10 protein-coding genes and 1 pseudogene are annotated in these 14,843 nt (G+C 68.9%); 2 read left to right on the top strand and 9 right to left on the bottom strand.

All coding sequences use genetic code 11. From position 1 onward, the window contains the following. The 6 genes from ACTWPW_RS59380 to ACTWPW_RS59355 all read right to left on the bottom strand — a co-directional run. Positions 1–566 (bottom strand): MFS transporter (locus tag ACTWPW_RS59380; protein WP_443174275.1); only part of this gene is annotated, 566 nt, incomplete at its 3' end. Further along, positions 566–1,516 (bottom strand): hydroxymethylbilane synthase, encoded by a 951-nt coding sequence (locus ACTWPW_RS59375; RefSeq protein WP_443174274.1) that lies wholly within the window; start codon positions 1,514–1,516, stop codon positions 566–568. The genes ACTWPW_RS59380 and ACTWPW_RS59375, both read right to left, overlap by 1 nt. Further along, entirely contained in the window at positions 1,513–2,613 is a 1,101-nt protein-coding gene (locus ACTWPW_RS59370) for an MBL fold metallo-hydrolase (protein WP_443174273.1), read from the bottom strand. The genes ACTWPW_RS59375 and ACTWPW_RS59370 overlap by 4 nt, the downstream gene beginning before the upstream one ends. Beyond that, positions 2,606–3,268: a class I SAM-dependent methyltransferase gene (locus tag ACTWPW_RS59365; protein ID WP_443174272.1), complete on the bottom strand. Its 663-nt coding sequence runs from the start codon at positions 3,266–3,268 to the stop codon at positions 2,606–2,608. Before ACTWPW_RS59365 ends, ACTWPW_RS59370 begins: the two co-directional genes overlap by 8 nt. 126 nt (positions 3,269–3,394) lie before the next feature. Continuing rightward, positions 3,395–4,093, bottom strand: coding sequence for a DMT family transporter (locus ACTWPW_RS59360; RefSeq protein WP_443174276.1), 699 nt, complete (start codon positions 4,091–4,093; stop codon positions 3,395–3,397). Next, positions 4,093–4,794: a hypothetical protein gene (locus tag ACTWPW_RS59355; RefSeq protein WP_443174271.1), complete on the bottom strand. Its 702-nt coding sequence runs from the start codon at positions 4,792–4,794 to the stop codon at positions 4,093–4,095. The genes ACTWPW_RS59360 and ACTWPW_RS59355 overlap by 1 nt, the downstream gene beginning before the upstream one ends. Positions 4,795–7,506: 2,712 nt before the next feature. On the opposite strand from ACTWPW_RS59355, the gene ACTWPW_RS59350 reads away from it, so the two are divergent. Together ACTWPW_RS59350 and ACTWPW_RS59345 are read left to right on the top strand one after the other, a co-directional pair. Next, positions 7,507–8,064, top strand: coding sequence for a hypothetical protein (locus ACTWPW_RS59350; protein ID WP_443174270.1), 558 nt, complete (start codon positions 7,507–7,509; stop codon positions 8,062–8,064). An 899-nt stretch (positions 8,065–8,963) separates the two neighbouring features. Beyond that, positions 8,964–10,445, top strand: a complete 1,482-nt coding sequence (locus tag ACTWPW_RS59345) for a hypothetical protein (RefSeq protein WP_443174269.1) — start codon at positions 8,964–8,966, stop codon at positions 10,443–10,445. 889 nt (positions 10,446–11,334) lie between these two features. On the opposite strand, the gene ACTWPW_RS59340 is transcribed toward ACTWPW_RS59345, so the two are convergent. From ACTWPW_RS59340 to ACTWPW_RS59330, 3 genes and pseudogenes are all read right to left on the bottom strand, one after another. Next, entirely contained in the window at positions 11,335–12,330 is a 996-nt protein-coding gene (locus ACTWPW_RS59340) for a hypothetical protein (protein ID WP_443174268.1), read from the bottom strand. 27 nt (positions 12,331–12,357) lie between these two features. Beyond that, a complete protein-coding gene (locus ACTWPW_RS59335) occupies positions 12,358–13,500 on the bottom strand; it encodes a ParA family protein (protein ID WP_443174267.1) in 1,143 nt (380 codons plus the stop codon). Positions 13,501–14,448: 948 nt separating this feature from the next. Then, positions 14,449–14,843: pseudogene (locus ACTWPW_RS59330) on the bottom strand (IS982 family transposase); the annotation flags it as partial.

Genomic DNA, 14,843 nt, shown 5'->3' with positions numbered 1-14,843 from the left:
CTCCACCAGCCAATCGCCACCCGCTGGCGGTGCGGGGGTATGTGCGCGGTGATCAATCCCAGTGAGGCGGGAATGATCAGAGCGGCGCCGCCGGCCTGCCCGGCGCGGGCGGCCAGCAACATCAGCCAGGCGGGGGCCGCCATCATCGCCGCCGTCGACGACGCGAAGATCACCAGCCCGGCGCCGAGGACCAGGCGGGGGCCCAGCCGGGCGGCCAGATGCCCGCCCACGCTCAGCAGCGCCGCAAAGAAGATCAGGAAGCCGGTGGCCACCCACGTCCACCCGGCCAGCCCCAGCTGGCGGGCCAGCGCGTCCGGCGCGATGGCCTCGTGCGGCGCGGCCGCCGGCATCGCGCTGATGCACACGCTCGCGGCGACGATGTCGGCCATCACCAGGCCATTGGCGATCGCGCAGATCGCCACGAGAAGCACCCACGCGTGGCCGGGCCGACGCGGCGCAGACGCACGGGCCGGCGAGGGACGGGCTGGCGGCGGCGCGGGGCGTGCGCCACCAGCCGCGCTCTGCACGGCGGGCCGGCCGGCCTGGGCTTTCGGCAGCACCGACATCACGCCGTATCCGTGGCGAGATGGGCTGCGGGCGCGGACCAGGAGTCGGCGGTGAGGTGCAGGTCGGCTCCCAGCAACTGCCCCAGGTCGGCGGCCGCGTCGGCGGCTGAAGCGCACGTGCCTAAGGTGCGGGCCAGGTGCTTGCCGTCGGCCGACAGCACCGCAGCGGTCAAGCTGACCAGGTGGCCGTCATCAGCGGCGTAGCCGCCCATCACGAACCGGTCGCCGGGATCCAGGGCCGACAGCAGCGCGCGTTCGGCGGTGACCGCGTTCCAGGTCCGCCGATCGTGCAGGATGCGCACGGTGTCGATGACCTCGTAGCGCTCCGCCAGGCATTCCAACGCCAATGCCCCCTGCCCGGGATCGGGCAGCAGGTGCCCGGGCCCGAAGATGTGGCCGGTCTGCGCCTGGCGGTAGGTGAGGTCGGAGCGAGCACACACGACCGCCGCCAGGCGGCCACCGGCGAGCATGTCCAGGCACGCCTGGGCCTCTCCGTCCCTCAGGTGATAGCCGAGGTCGGGTCGCAGGCGGTGCAGCATGGCCAGCCGCCGGACCCAGGTTGTGCCCACGAGGGTCCCGCGCGGAAGGTCGGCGAAGGGCAGGTCGGCGATCAGTACGTCGCGGGGATCATCACGGGTCGGGGTGGCCGCGACCACCAGACGGGAGTCCGGGAGGCTGGGCAGATCCGGGTAGGCGTGCGCCGCGCAATCGATCTCCCCTGCCAGCACTTGGGCGCGCAGCACCCTCACGATCGCGGCCGGCCGCCTGCCATCGGCCGCCGTCGTCGTTCCCGGGCCTGGCACCGATTCGACCGGCACCGTTGCGGCGGGCGCGGACTGCACGTCTCGCCCGGTCAAGGAGCGCAGCTCATCGGCCAGATCCTGGAGCGGCAGATGCGGGGCGCCGCCAAGACGCAGGCGCACAGCGGCGCGCGAGAACCCGTCGATCATGACGCCACCTCCTGACCAGGCCAGGCGAGGCGCGCCCCGCTGTTACTCGGGGTGGCGTGCGGCTGAAGGGACGCGCTGCCGGGTGCGTGCGCCGGTCCGCGGACGGGCACCTGGGTGGCAGCCGGAGTGAGGGCCCTGGTGGAGGCGGCGCTGAGCGTGCGGGTCTCTCCGACGGCCATCGCCCACAGGTCCCCCGCCGGGCGGCCGGCCCGTCGCCATTCCCGGATGCTGAGCGTGCGTGGTTCCAGCAGGGGTTCATCCGACAGGACGAACGTGGCCCAGTGCATCAAGGCCATCCGCGTGGCCCCCAGATCCGCGCACGCGCGCACCGCCTCGACCGGATCGACATGCGCGGTGCGCTGAAAGAAGCGCGGCCCGTACCCGCCGACCGGCAGGAGCGCCACGTCGATCCCCGGATAGCGAGCACCGATCGCGGCGAAGTGAGCGGCGGAGGCGGTGTCGCCCGCATGATAGATGTGCTGGCCGGCCCCGGTGGTGAGAAGCCAACTCGCCCACAGGGTGCGCCACAGGCCCCACGGAGTGCGGCCGGACCAGTGAGCGGCGGGCAGGCAGGTGAGGGTCAGACCGTCGAGCACCGTGTGCTGCCACCAATCCAGCTCCCGCACCTGGCGGAAGCCACGACGGCGGAAGCCCCGGCCCAGCTTGGCCGGGACGATCACGGTCGTGCGGCGGTCCAAGCAGGTCACCGTAGGCCAATCCAAGTGATCAACGTGGTCGTGGCTGATCAGTACGGCGTCAGTAGTGGGCAGCTCGTCGATCTCCAGGCCGGGCGGGGTGAGCCGGGGCCGGACGCCGGGGATCGTCGGCGACAACACCGGGTCGATGAGGATCGCGTGCGTGGCGGTGCGCACCAGCCAGGACGCATGACCCAGCCAGGTCAAGGCGACCTCGCCAGGCCCGACGGGGAGCAAGTGGACGCGTTGGACGGCCAGCAGGTGCGCCTCGGACAGGTCGCGGCGCGTCCAACCGCCGCGCAGCGCGATGCGGGCCAAGTCGGCCAGGCCGGGCAGGGAGTGAACCCGCCGGTGGCGGAAGGAGCGCGGCCAGGCGGATGTGCGGGTGTCGTGATCAGCCATGGAGCGGCTTCCGGCAGTTCAGCACGACGGCCGGCGGCACGGCCGCCCAGATCGGGCCACGGATCTGGATGTCGCCGAAGACGCTTCCCAGCTGCCGGCGAAAGACCCGGCAGGAGCGGGTGGGCCAGGCGGTCAGGGTGGCGATCGTGCTGATGATCCCGTCGGGGGCCAGCACGTCGCCGATCTCGGCCAGAATGCGCCGCCGGTGGCCGGCAGGCAGCAGCGTCCAGGGCAGGGCGCTGACAATGGCATCGACCCGGTCGACCTCCGCGTCACGCAGCAGATGCGTCAGCCCCGCGGCATCTCCGGCCAGGACCTGCAGCCAGGGACGGCTACGGCTCAGGTGCCGGACCAGATCGTGGTTGATCTCCACGGCCAGTAAGCGGCCATCGGGCGGCAGGCGCGCGGCGATCACGTCGGTGATCGCACCGCTACCGGCGCCGAGCTCCACCACGATGGGCGCGCCCGTGGTGGGCACGACGTCGGCCGCCACGTGAGCCAGCGCGCGTGCGCTCGGCGCGATCGTGCCGATCTGGCGCGGGTTGCGCCACAGGGCGCCCAGCAGGGTGGCGGTGTCGCCGCGGTGGGAGGTGCCGCGCTGGGGGGTGGTCAGGCGGGGCAGCCACGCGCTGTCGTAGGCAGCGGGCAGACGCACGCCGCGCGGTCCGCGGCGCCCGGTGTGGCGCTGGGTGTCAGGGGGGTGAGGGCTCATGGGGTTCCTGTCGGTGCTGTTGTCGGTGCTGCGGTCGGGGAAGGTAGGCGCGGGCGGCAGCGGACGCCGTCAGGTGCGGCGGGCCGCCGCTGCTGGAAGCGCGCTGTCGCGGAGGGCGGACGTCGATGGCGGTGGGGGGCTGCGGCGGGCCCCGGCGGCCGCAGCCGTCCGTGGCCGGAGGCTCGCGGCAGGCCAGGGACGGTGCTGGGCGGCGGTGGCGGCGATGGCCTGTTTCCGGTCGGGGAAGAGCGCCGACGGTGCGCCGGCGTAGGGCTGGCGCCTGGCCGAAGCTACAGCCCGGACAGCTGGCTGCAGCCGGGACAGCGCGGTGGTCAACTGCGTCAGGGCCTCGGTGAGCGACGGCGCCGAGGAGGGTCGCACCACCACCACCGCTGGCCGCGAGGGGAGCATCGGTGTCCGGGCTGTGGTGGTGGTGCGAGCTGAGGGCGCCAGCTGCAGCATGGCGACGCCGGCGACGATGAGAACGATCGCCGCGGTCTTGATCGCGCCGGCCGATTCACCGAAGACGACGATGCCGATCACCGCGATGGCCGCGGTGCCCACCCCGGACCAGATCGCGTACGCGACACCGACCTCCATGTGCTGGCGCAGCGCGGCGGCCATGAGGGTGTAGGAGAGCACCACGCCCGCCAGGGCCAGCACCGTCAGCAGCGCAGACGATCCCGCGGGGTGGTGCGCGGCGGTGCGCAAGGCCGTGCTGGCGCCGATCTCGATGGCGATCGCCAACGCCAGCCACAGCCAGGCCATCACGACCCGCCTCGTGACGGAGCGCTGGACGACTGGCTGGAGGGTGGGCACCCGCCCTCAGCGAAGCGCTCGCCCACCCGCTGGAGCAGCTGAGCGCGGGCGTCGGCGGCGCGTCCCGCGCTGAGCAGGAGATCGCCGAGCGCGGCGACCGCATCGTGCACGACCGCGGTCTGGCGCGCGCACAGCGGCAGCAGGTGTCGTTCCAGTTCCTGCGATCGCCTCAGCAGGCGGTGGATGAGCGGTCGGTCCGCCTCGCGGTCGGCCTCCTCCAGCTCAGCCAGCCTGACCGGCCAGCGCTGGTACCAGGCCGTCACCTCCGCGCCGGCCCCCGTGAGCACCTCTGCCGTGCTGGCCTCCAGGCGAGCACGATGGTGCCGCTCAACGGCGGCCAGCACCGCCTCGACAGCGAAGCTGACCTGCCGCATCGCCTGCACGCCGGCGCCCAGGGTTTGCACCCGGTGCGCCAGGTTCACCGCGCTCCAGCCGCCGACCAGCAAGTGGTCCGGGCGGGCGCGCACGTGCCAGCCGACCAGCAGAAGTTCGCGCAGCACTCGATGCGTACTGATCCAACGCCGTCGCGCATCGGCGCCGATGGCCAGATCAACGCGGACGCCGTCAACGAGCATGGTCACGCGATGAGTCGATTCTGGGGCCACGCGGGCACTGATCCGGGCGACGACTTGGGCCAGATCCGGGCTCATCCCTGTCACCCCCGCCCACGACGGTGGGAGGATCGCCTTGGCCGGCCGCGCACGCTCAGGTGCGATGTCCGGGGAGGCCGGCAGGTCGACTCGGTTCCCGGTGCAGGGTGTCGTGCATGGGCCGCCCGTGGCCCGGCGCCGCGGGCCAGCACGCCCGGGCGCCCGTGAGGAACACCCGCACCGCCCGCCCAGAGCCACTCCCACGGAGCGCATCGAGCCCGTGCCCGGTCGCGTCGGCGGGGAGCGCAGCGGCATCCATGGGGCGTGGTGAGGGTATCGGGGTGGGGCGGGGACGGCACGGTTGGCTCCTCGGAAGTGATCATCCTGGTGTGGTCGGCGGCTGGGGCGCCGGGTCGTGCTCGACGGGCTCCTGGGCTGTGGCCTGTATCCGGGCAAGGGCGGCCCTGACGTCGTCATGCATGCGGGCAACGTCCTGGCAGACGGCAACCAGAAGCTGGCGCAGGGCGGCGGCCTCGTCCTCGGCGGTGAGCGGCGCGACGACTGTGGCGCAGGGCGCGGGCGCGCGGGCGCGGCGGTGGCCTGCGGCGTGGATCGCCGACAGGGCCGGACCACCAGGGCGGTGTGGCTCGCAACGAGAGCAGCCTCACTGCGCCGCACAGCACTCCGGAATGGCGCGGACGCTCCTCCAGCAGGGGGTGATCCAGGCAGGAGGCAGCGCCGGTGACACCGGCCATCCCCGCGAGCCGGCGGGCGCTGGCCAGCGCCGCTTCTGCACCCGCCTGCCCGTCGGGCCCAGATCGATGTGATCCGACCTCTGCGGTACGGGTGGGCATCGTTACCAGACCTGCGCCGAACAGGGCCGCTGCCCGCCCACCCCCCACCGGCTGATGGGTGCGGGCAATCATCACCAGCAGCAGGCACGCGGCCAGAGCGGCGAGCCCGCTGCCGACCAGCCCCGCCGTCGAGCCGTGCCGCCGGCTGCACACCTCCGTGCACGGCACCGCCACCGTCAGACTCACCGGCACCGGCAGCAGCCATCCCCGCTGGATGACCTCCAGGCCCCCTGGACGCACCAGGGAAGGATCCGGCCCGACAAAAATCGGGCCCTATCCCGCCGTGCACGCACGAGGACAGCCCGCTCCATCCCGGGTGCCCCTCCCCCGGCGCCGCCGAATCCCGCGCTGCGCGGGCCCGCAGCGCCAGGCCGGCAACGGCACATCCCAGAGCCACCACTCCGCCCGCCGCCGTGCGCGCCCGGCTCCAGCCCCATCGGCTTGCTTCACTGGCGACGACACCTGCCACGACGAGCGAGCTCCCCGGGAGCAGGCTGACCACGTCGTTTGAGCATGCCCCCGTCCGGCGCCGCGCAGGCGACACCCGTGTCAAAGCTGTCAAGACGGCCCAGAGGCTGACCGCCCCGACAGCTGTCGGCAGGTACACAGACCGCCAGCCAAGGCTGCCGACCAGCGGGCCTGTTCCGGTCAAGGCCGCCCCCGAGTCCAGGCCACACCAGCAGACCCACCGCATCCACACCCTGCGGCGGCGCGCGCCCGGCAGGTCCTGCATCACCAGCAGGAACACAGCGGGCAGCAGCAACGCCGCGGCCACGCCCTGAGCAACTCGTCCGGTCACCAGCACGCCATGGTCGAGACGATGCCGGGCCACCTTCCTGGCCCGGCCCGGCGCGGGGCCTTGCCCACCAGCGGGTCGGTGGGTCGCTGCCTGGTGCGCGCTGGTCGTGGCACCGGCCCCGAATGCCGCGATGACAGCAGCCATGGTGTGGTGAGGACCTCCGGCGCAGCCGTGCGGAGGATGCACGATGAGGTGGAATCTCCAGGTGGATAGCGGCGCGGCGAGTGAGTGGACCGTTGCGACCGCTGGCCCTAGCTCTGATCGCTCAGCCTGCTGACCAGCAAAAACGCGTCGAACAAGGTTCACCGCTCCTCCCTCACGGCCCATGCGGACAAGTAGGCCAAAAGGGCCTAACATGCTGTGGAATCCAATCCTGACAAAGAGTCAAGGTCATTGTCATGGATGCGGGGAGAGTGTAAACAGGTTCGATTACCGCATGGAGTCAAATATCTTGACAGGGACGGGTTGTGACCATTTCGTTATTCGTAGGTGATCCGAGCTCGCCGGGCGGCCCGTCCCAGAGGCGAGCCGCGAGCCAGCACACCGATGGCGCCGCCTCGCCTTCCGTGTCCAGCCACCTCAAACCGGATCGACATGGCGGCGACCTGGCGACGCTTCCGACCCGCTCCCCCGAACCGTCGCCAGCCGACTATCTCGATCATGAGTCGCCAGGTGGCTTGCTCGCGGGACAGGCGCCGACGCCCTGCCCGACTCACCATCCGCGCCGGCCCCCACCCTGCCGAGGCGAATCGCCTTTCTCCTGGAGAGCGCACGACACGGCCGCGGCGGGCCGGCGACCGTTGCGGCATGATCACAAGACGCTGACACGCAGGAACGCACGAGCAAGCAGGCGTCCGTCATCAACGGCCAGCCCCGACGCTGGTGGCCACGCGACACGCCGGGGCGCTCCGGCGCTCATCGGCATCAGCCAGGAACGTCCGCGCCCTCCAGGGCGCCACAACCTGGGCGCCACGCGGGATCCAGGGAAGGGAAGGGCCGTCTGGCGCAGCGCCGGTCCAGCCGGATGGCGTGGCATTCAACAAGTTCTCCGCGCGGCTCCTCGCAAACTGTTTGTGGGTACGCTACGGTCTCGATCATCAGTGATGGGAGGCGGTAGCGATGGCACAGCTCTACAAGGGCGAGAGGGACGCGTCGACGGTTGCGGTGCCGTTGGAGTTGAAGGAACGCATCGAGGCTGCTGCGGCACGCCACGGCTACAAGAGGCCTGGCGTCTACCTCAACGACCTCATCAGCGGCCTGCATCCGGATCACCGGCAGCAGCCGGAGTTCGCCGAATCGATACGATCGCTGATTCCGTCGTTGCTGCACATGACACCAGAGTGGACGTCCAGCAACAGGCACGTCTTCGCCATCCGTACCCCAGTGGGGGTCAAGAGTCGCATCAAGTCCGCGTACGAGAGCCTCGGCTACTCCCAGAGGACTGCCTACCTTGTGGCCTTGATGAGCGCCTTGCATCCTGCGGCGCCAGGAGACGATCGAGAGAGCACCATGCGCGATGCTCCCACGCTCGACCCCGAGGCAGCTCATTCACTGGTGGACATCGTGTTGGACGGCGGTGTCGATATCCCGTTCCCGAGCGCAGCCAAATCTGGTCCCGAACAGCAGACCCTGCTGGATCGCTACGAGCTCGAACATCCCCAACAGACCGCGGCCTAAGCCCGCCGGCGCCCCGGCAAGAGGAGGCATTCAGACACCCACGTAAGCCGCGCCCACTCCGGCGCACCTGCACAAATGCAGAGAGCCCCCGCGCTAACTGGCCTGGAAAACCTTGCGCGAGAGCTCTCTCTACAAACAGACATCCGGCCCGGCTCGTGTCGGCTTCGGCTTTCGCGTGCCTGGCCGGTGTCCAAACGTCTCGGAGTCCAAGATAGACGAGGATCCCCGGGTCGGCCAAGTCGTGCACGCAATTGGCGTGTTCGGCGTGTCGCCGCCCATCATGATCTTTACCGCTTGTGCGCGTCATAAACCAGACACTCTCTGGAGCGGTCACGTCACCGTGCGACCACGCGATCACACGGCTGACATCGCACAGATCGCCTGTGCCTTCCCCATCGGCTCGGCCCAGCGAAACCGGGTCACCGTGCCGATGGAGCCTCACCTCGCCAGGTTTGACGTGCCGACTTACCTCCAACACCTCTGTCACCGCTGGGCACCCATACGCCAGGCGGTTCCGACCATGCCGCACGCGCAACCGTGCCCCAAGGCCGCGTGGTCGTCCAAGCTCGCCATCGCCCTACCGCGACTGGCGCACCCGCTGCAGGTGATCCCGGAGGCGCCCTTGGCCTAGGTCAGCCGCCGCCCGGAGGCGATATACCCGGGCCCGCCTAACCCCATAACGCACCCCAAGGTGCCGGCCACCCGCTCCCAGCGAAGCGCCAGCACCTGTGTTTGGTGCACCCGAAAACGCATCGGAGCAAACCCATGAGCCATGCGCTCAGTTCAACGCGCCCAAAAACGAGATCAAGCACGCGAGCGACAAGGACGCTCGAGGGCGCCATCACCGTTGTCGATCTGACCAACCCTGGGTCGAGGCACGAACACGGCCGGGAGGCGGCATGACCGGCTCCTCCCCCGCCGTTTGCCGGCCGCTCGACGAACTCCCTGACGGCACGGTGAAAATCCCGCTCGATTTGCCACATGGCGCTGCCTGGCCCGTGGTGGCCCAGATCGCTGCTCTGTCACAGCGACGGGCTGGCTGCACCGCAAGCATTGCCTTCCTGGCCCACCGGCTCGGCGTGCATGCCTCAACCATCTACGACGCCTTGAACGCGGCTGGCTCATGGATCACCACCGACACCAGCACCCGGACCACCCGCCGCTACCTCGCACCGTTTCCGCAGGACACCGCCTGGGCCCGCATCAGCTACCGTGCGGCGGCCGGTGTCGGCTGCCGCAGCGTCGAAGGCCTGTGGACACCTCGCCGGAACCGATCAGCACTCTTGGAGCTCTACTGCCGCCTACGCCGCGATGAGGCTGTCGGCACGGTCCGCAGCCAGGCCGAGTTGGCTGCGGATCTGGAGGTGACCGACCGGACGCTGCGGTCCTTGCTGGCCACGCTCGAGCAGGATGGGTGGATCTCCAGTCACCGTGCCGGCCGCTTGATCGCCTACTGCACGCATGATGCTCCGCTGCACGTCGTAGACGCAACCACACGCTCTGGCGGGGAGCCATCTGTGGAGCCGGTCGACCGGCCGGAGCACGAGCCGCTGGCGGAACGATCTCGGAAACCCAGCCTAAACGATCATGGATATTCGGGCGAAACGATCTCGGAAGCTGAGCCTGCACAGAAGCGCGACCATGAAACGAGACTTGAGAAGCATGATTGTTCACCTCTCGCCGTAGGCGCTGTACAGCACCGTAGCGACGACGCAGCGCCCGCGCTGCCGCGCGAGAGGCAGATCAACAACGACACGAACGACAGCCCCCGAGAGCTACGACCGCGGGGAGCTGTCAGCGTCATGACCGCGCTCCCCCTCGCCTGGCAGCTGCGCATGAGCGAACAGGACCGTGAACGCGTGGTGGCGGCCGTGGAGCGGGAAATGAGCCAGGGACGCACGGTGGAGCAGATGATCGCGCGCGTCCGCCGGCGGCTGACAGCGTGGTACGGCGTCGTGCCACACCGTGCGGTCGCCGTGGCCCTCACCGTCGTCAAGCGCGGCTACTTCTGCCCACACCCCGAATGCGAAGATCACCTGCTACCGTCCGGACATCCATGCCTGGCCTGTGAAGCGATCGGCGCACAGGTGAACCAGCAGCGGCGTGAAGGGCCAGGGTCAGGCCAGCCGCCCTCCACCGAGATCCCCGAGCCAGCGCAGCGTGATCAGCGCGAAGTCCCTCGCACGCAGCACCGCAGGGAGCGCCTGGAGGATCCTGCGCCCCGAGCGGCTCGTGTCTACGCCGATGGCCCGGATGGGCCGGCCGAGCGTGCACGAGCCCTGCTCCTGGCCACCTGTCCACGCACCGCGGCGACCATGCGGGCCGCGGCCGCGAGGACAGGTCAGCAGCTGCCGGAACCCAGCGTGCGGATCGCGGGGTGATCTCCCGGTGCCTCCGCCTGCCAAACGAGCTGGGCTTGGTCGTCAACCAGGGCGAGGGCCTAGCGTTCCGGCGTGCCTGAAGGCGACCGCATGCGAGGCCGCCCTGATTCTCGCCGGTATCGCAGTCCATGCCTGGGGCGATCCAGCGCCCGGGCCGGCCGCTCCCAGGCACCGGCCGAAGTCCCTGCCTGGAGCACGAACGTCGGTCCCGCGTGTCACCGTCGGCGTACCAATCCGCCAGAAGCAGCCGCGGCGCCCCACGTCGAAGGTCTCGGCGTGGGACAACTCGATGAGCGGGCGGAAGCGGGCCTGACGCGGCGAACCGGCCGACCTTTCCGCGAAGCGGGAGCCGTGCGGCTCGCCGGACGCGTGCACGGCACGGCGTCGGTGCCGCTCAGCAATCCGGACACGAGCTTCCCGGCACATCGCGCCCGCTGCCGCCCAGGTTGAGCCAGTCCCCGGCACGCCCCATCCGCCTGCGGCACAGTCTGTGGAACCTCGCCATGGACACGGGCCCGGGCCCCGCCCGACAGCTCGCCGAACGGCCCGCTCATGCCAGGACCCTCCGGCATAGCCGCGGCCGCTGGCCTGCTCGGCACCGATGAGGACGATCGTTTCACTCCGGGGAACTGATTCTGGTAGCCCTGTCACCGGTGATCATGCCGTTCCTGCTGGCGGCTCAGCGCGGGGGTTGGTTCGCTTCGCCGCCGTGTTTCACTCTGCAGGCCAGTGTGTGTTGCTGTAAGGCACCTTGTGCACTTGTGCATGTCAGCCTCCGGATCGCGGGCGATACGCCGCCCTTCTCCGAGAGCGCATCGACGTCCCTCGCGTCCGGGTCCCCGCTGGATCGTTGTGGAAAGCCGGGATCCGTTGCGGGCAAGCCCCCTGGTCACGCCGACCTTGCGGCTTCATCCTCCAGACCGTCCAGAAATGCTTCAACGCAGGCGTTGAGGACATGCCCGAGCATGCCCCTGTACGCAACGACCAGCGTCAGCTCATCCTTGAGATCGTCGATCCACGCGCCCACATCCGACGTGAGTGTGTAGGTGTTGGGTTTCGGCAGCTCTTCATGTGACGTCCGTACCTTGAAGCTCTGTCCCATCTGGACGAGCACAGCAAGAGGTTGATCACGTGCCTGCCGCAGAGCGGCATCAATGTAGTGACTGGGGGATAGACCGGGTCGCCGGGTCCCGGCGGTGAGTCGTCTCTTGTCTGCCACGGCCTGCTTGATCAGCCGGGACGCAAGGCTGGCGTTGAGGCGCACATTCCGGCCGGCGCTGCCCACCGCTGGATTGGCAGCGTCGCTGAAACTCTGGTAAAGGCTCAGATAGTTGGGCGGCAGCGACGCGAGCTTCTCCTTGATCGGAGCGGGAAGTTCAGCGGGCCGCGGCTGGAAGTAGCCCGAGGAAGAACCCACGGCCGACGAACGACGCTTCCGCGTCGCTACCGTGCCGGTGATGCTCTCGTCCGGTGACTCTCTTCGAACAGGTCTGTCTTGGCCCAGCACTGTGCGCGTGCTGCCCGCCTGCCTGACCGGATCAGCCTGCGTGGGGGTGCTGGCGGCGTCGGCGCCGGACTCCGGCTCAGGTGTCTGAACCTGCCGTTCCTCGTGGTCCTGCACGGCCGCAGCGGCGGCGGATGCTGCGGGCGACGGCGAGGGTTCGGCAGCCTCGGCGGATTCAGACGATGGTGCCTCCTGCACCGTCTTCGGCTGAGGATCCGCCGGCGCGGGCGGCGAGCTCCGCTGCCCCTCCTGCCGCGCCATCTCCTCTCCGGACGCGTTCGCTGGGGGATCCACAACCCCTACCGCGGATTCCTGCGGCTTTTCCTCTGCCTGCTGAGGAGGTTGCAGATGCCCGAAGCCTGTCACCGGCTGCCGCTGCAACCGGCCTCTCCTGCTGCCCGCTGCCACTTACGCCACACCCTTGGTCATCACGTTGGTACGTTCGTTCTCCGGCCATGCCTGCACCCAGGCCTCGCGCAGCTCGCCCGCCAGGGGATGGCCGATCGTGTCGAGGAGTCGCAGCGCGATCGCTTCCGCCACCTGGCACACCTTGGCGGCAGGTTTGCGCTTATCAGAGGTGCCGAGGAACGCTGAGACGGGAGCCGCCATGTCGTGCGAGTCGCTGACAACAGTCGCCTTGGGAATCTCGAACGGCCAGATCGGAGCATCCCAGTGCTTCTGCTTGGCCGTATGCGCCTGAGCGGCATCCATGGTAAGAGCGCGTGCAGTGATTTGATTAGGGGAGTAGGCGTTCCAGACGAGTCCCATCACATCGATACCGTCGTGGTAGTAGTGATCGCGCACGTCCTCGACGAGGCGCATCGTCTCCGGAATCGCGTCGACGCCGAACTTTTCGGCGTTCGTCACGAACAGCGCATAGAACGCGGCCTTCGCCGACTGAACGCCCAAGGCCCGAGCGATGGCAGTGTCGATGAGCACGACGTCCCAGCGGTGACTCGGCGCGATGCCGCCACGCTCGGCCGGAAGAAGCAAGGTATGGGCCAGACGTTCGAAGTCGGTGGGCTTCCAAGTGGCGGGTAGATCCTCCAGCGCGGAGTAGCTGGGGATAAGCCCGACTTTGCCGATCTTGCCAGCGGAGAGCGGGCCACCCCGATGGAAGGGCAGGTCCATCGGGTACTGCCAGCCGGGCGTGTCGATCACCAGTACCGCTTCGTCGGCGACCCCGTCCTCACCTGACTGGATGACCTCGATGACGGTGAGGACGTCGGGTTCCTCAAGTGTGGTCTTGCCGATGCGTGCTTCGACGGCGCGCATCAGGACCTTTCGCCCGAGTCCGGTGCCGGCATTGCCTTGCGGGTCCATGTCGATGACAAGGACGTTGAGTCCCATGCGTACAAGAGCGTCGGTGAGCAGGAGTGTCAGGGTGCTCTTCCCCGCTCCTCCCTTACGCATCATCACGCTCACCACGTTCTTCATCGTCGTGATGTCACGAGTCATCCACGTGGAAACGATTTGTTCTACTTCGGAGATCGTCTCGGGGGCTGGTTCGGCTTCGGCGCTCGCAGCGGTCGGTTGCGCGGTAGATGTCACAGGAGACTCCCGGATGTTCTCAGCGATATCACGCAGCCGATCTTAGCAATAGCGACTGATCGATGGGGGAGGACGCGCGCGGATGTCCACCAAACGTGGAATGACATGGGAGGTTCGCCTTCGCCACCGTATCGAAGGGAACGGCTGCGCCTGGATTTCTGCGTTCTGGTACTGGAAAGGCAGCGCGGAAGTTAGGCAATCCGGAGGTGAGGCTGCGATGCAGTTGATGAGGGCGAGCTTGCTCGCTGTTGGTCGGTGGGAAGTTGTTGCGGTAGTTCGCCTTTGCATGAGCGCTACTGTTCAGGCTCGCTCCTCGCCATGTTGCCACGAGTGCAGTAGGCAGTCCGAGGGTCCACGCCACCGGACGCGCCTTGTTGTAATCGGTCTGTGTTGTAGTGTGTGTTGTTGCAAGTGAAATTGTGAAGCCGCAGGTCAGCGCCACTTTTAACATCCGTCCTGCGGTCGTTAAGCTCGTACCCGTGTGAAAATGCAGGCCCCCGCAAAGCTTGATCAGGCCCGACTGGAGGGCAGGTGAGGCGACTTTATGGACTTGCCGGGAGCACCTATCGTGAAATTCGCCCGCCCACCCCAACCTACCCACTAGTAACAGCATCTGAACTGCGCAAACGCGCCTAAGCGCCGAACGGCGCTATCCTGGGCACAGGCACTAGGGACCGGCCTACCTCGCTGAGAGGGGCCCTACAGCCCCGTACGCGAGGCCGCGTGGGACAAATGCTGCGAGCCGGGTGCCCGTGCACAGGATCGGCACTACCACGTGCTCACACATGGCCCGATGACCATTCAGCTCGATGACATCGATCCTCACAACCGCGGCGCCGGTCCTCAGACCGATGAACCAACGCGATCGGCGGCGACCTTGCGGACAATCCACGCCACCGGTCCTGCCCCCGACGCGGGAGCGCTAGAGATGGGTACTCCTAAGTCGGGTTAGTGGTCGTAGGGGATCAGTGATCGGGTGATGGGCTGGCCGGTGTGGCGGTTGCGCCAGATGGCGGCGGTCAGGGCCAGGACGCGCCGGGCGATGCGAGCACCGTGCAGATCGAGGTCGAGCTGGCCTTCGAGGGTGTCGTGGACGGGCTCGATGAGCTGGCGGATCGGCTTGAGCAGATGCTCGCCGGGGCGGGGTAATGCGGTAGGCCCGGCGCAGCGGCGACGTAGCGCTGGTCGACGACGATTAGCAGGCCGGGCCGTTCGGCGAACAGCTCGGGATGGTGCTCGCAGATGGCCATCAGCACCTGACGTTCGTCGATGTTCGGCCTGGCCGGGGCCAGTGCTGGGCAGTCCGAGGGCACAGGTTAGGTGCAGAGGCAGGCCCCCGAACC

Source organism: Nonomuraea sp. KM90 (assembly GCF_052246675.1).
GTDB lineage: Bacteria > Actinomycetota > Actinomycetes > Streptosporangiales > Streptosporangiaceae > Nonomuraea.
Note: the sequence above shows the minus strand (reverse complement) of the source record. Positions and strands in the feature narration are given on the sequence as shown.

Coding starts and splice junctions, on each gene's coding strand:
- ACTWPW_RS59375 (WP_443174274.1), bottom strand. CDS start 1,516: ATGATCGACGGGTTCTCGCGCGCCGCTGTGCGCCTGCGTCTTGGCGGC.
- ACTWPW_RS59370 (WP_443174273.1), bottom strand. CDS start 2,613: ATGGCTGATCACGACACCCGCACATCCGCCTGGCCGCGCTCCTTCCGC.
- ACTWPW_RS59360 (WP_443174276.1), bottom strand. CDS start 4,093: ATGGCCTGGCTGTGGCTGGCGTTGGCGATCGCCATCGAGATCGGCGCC.
- ACTWPW_RS59355 (WP_443174271.1), bottom strand. CDS start 4,794: ATGAGCCCGGATCTGGCCCAAGTCGTCGCCCGGATCAGTGCCCGCGTG.
- ACTWPW_RS59350 (WP_443174270.1), top strand. CDS start 7,507: ATGGCACAGCTCTACAAGGGCGAGAGGGACGCGTCGACGGTTGCGGTG.
- ACTWPW_RS59345 (WP_443174269.1), top strand. CDS start 8,964: ATGACCGGCTCCTCCCCCGCCGTTTGCCGGCCGCTCGACGAACTCCCT.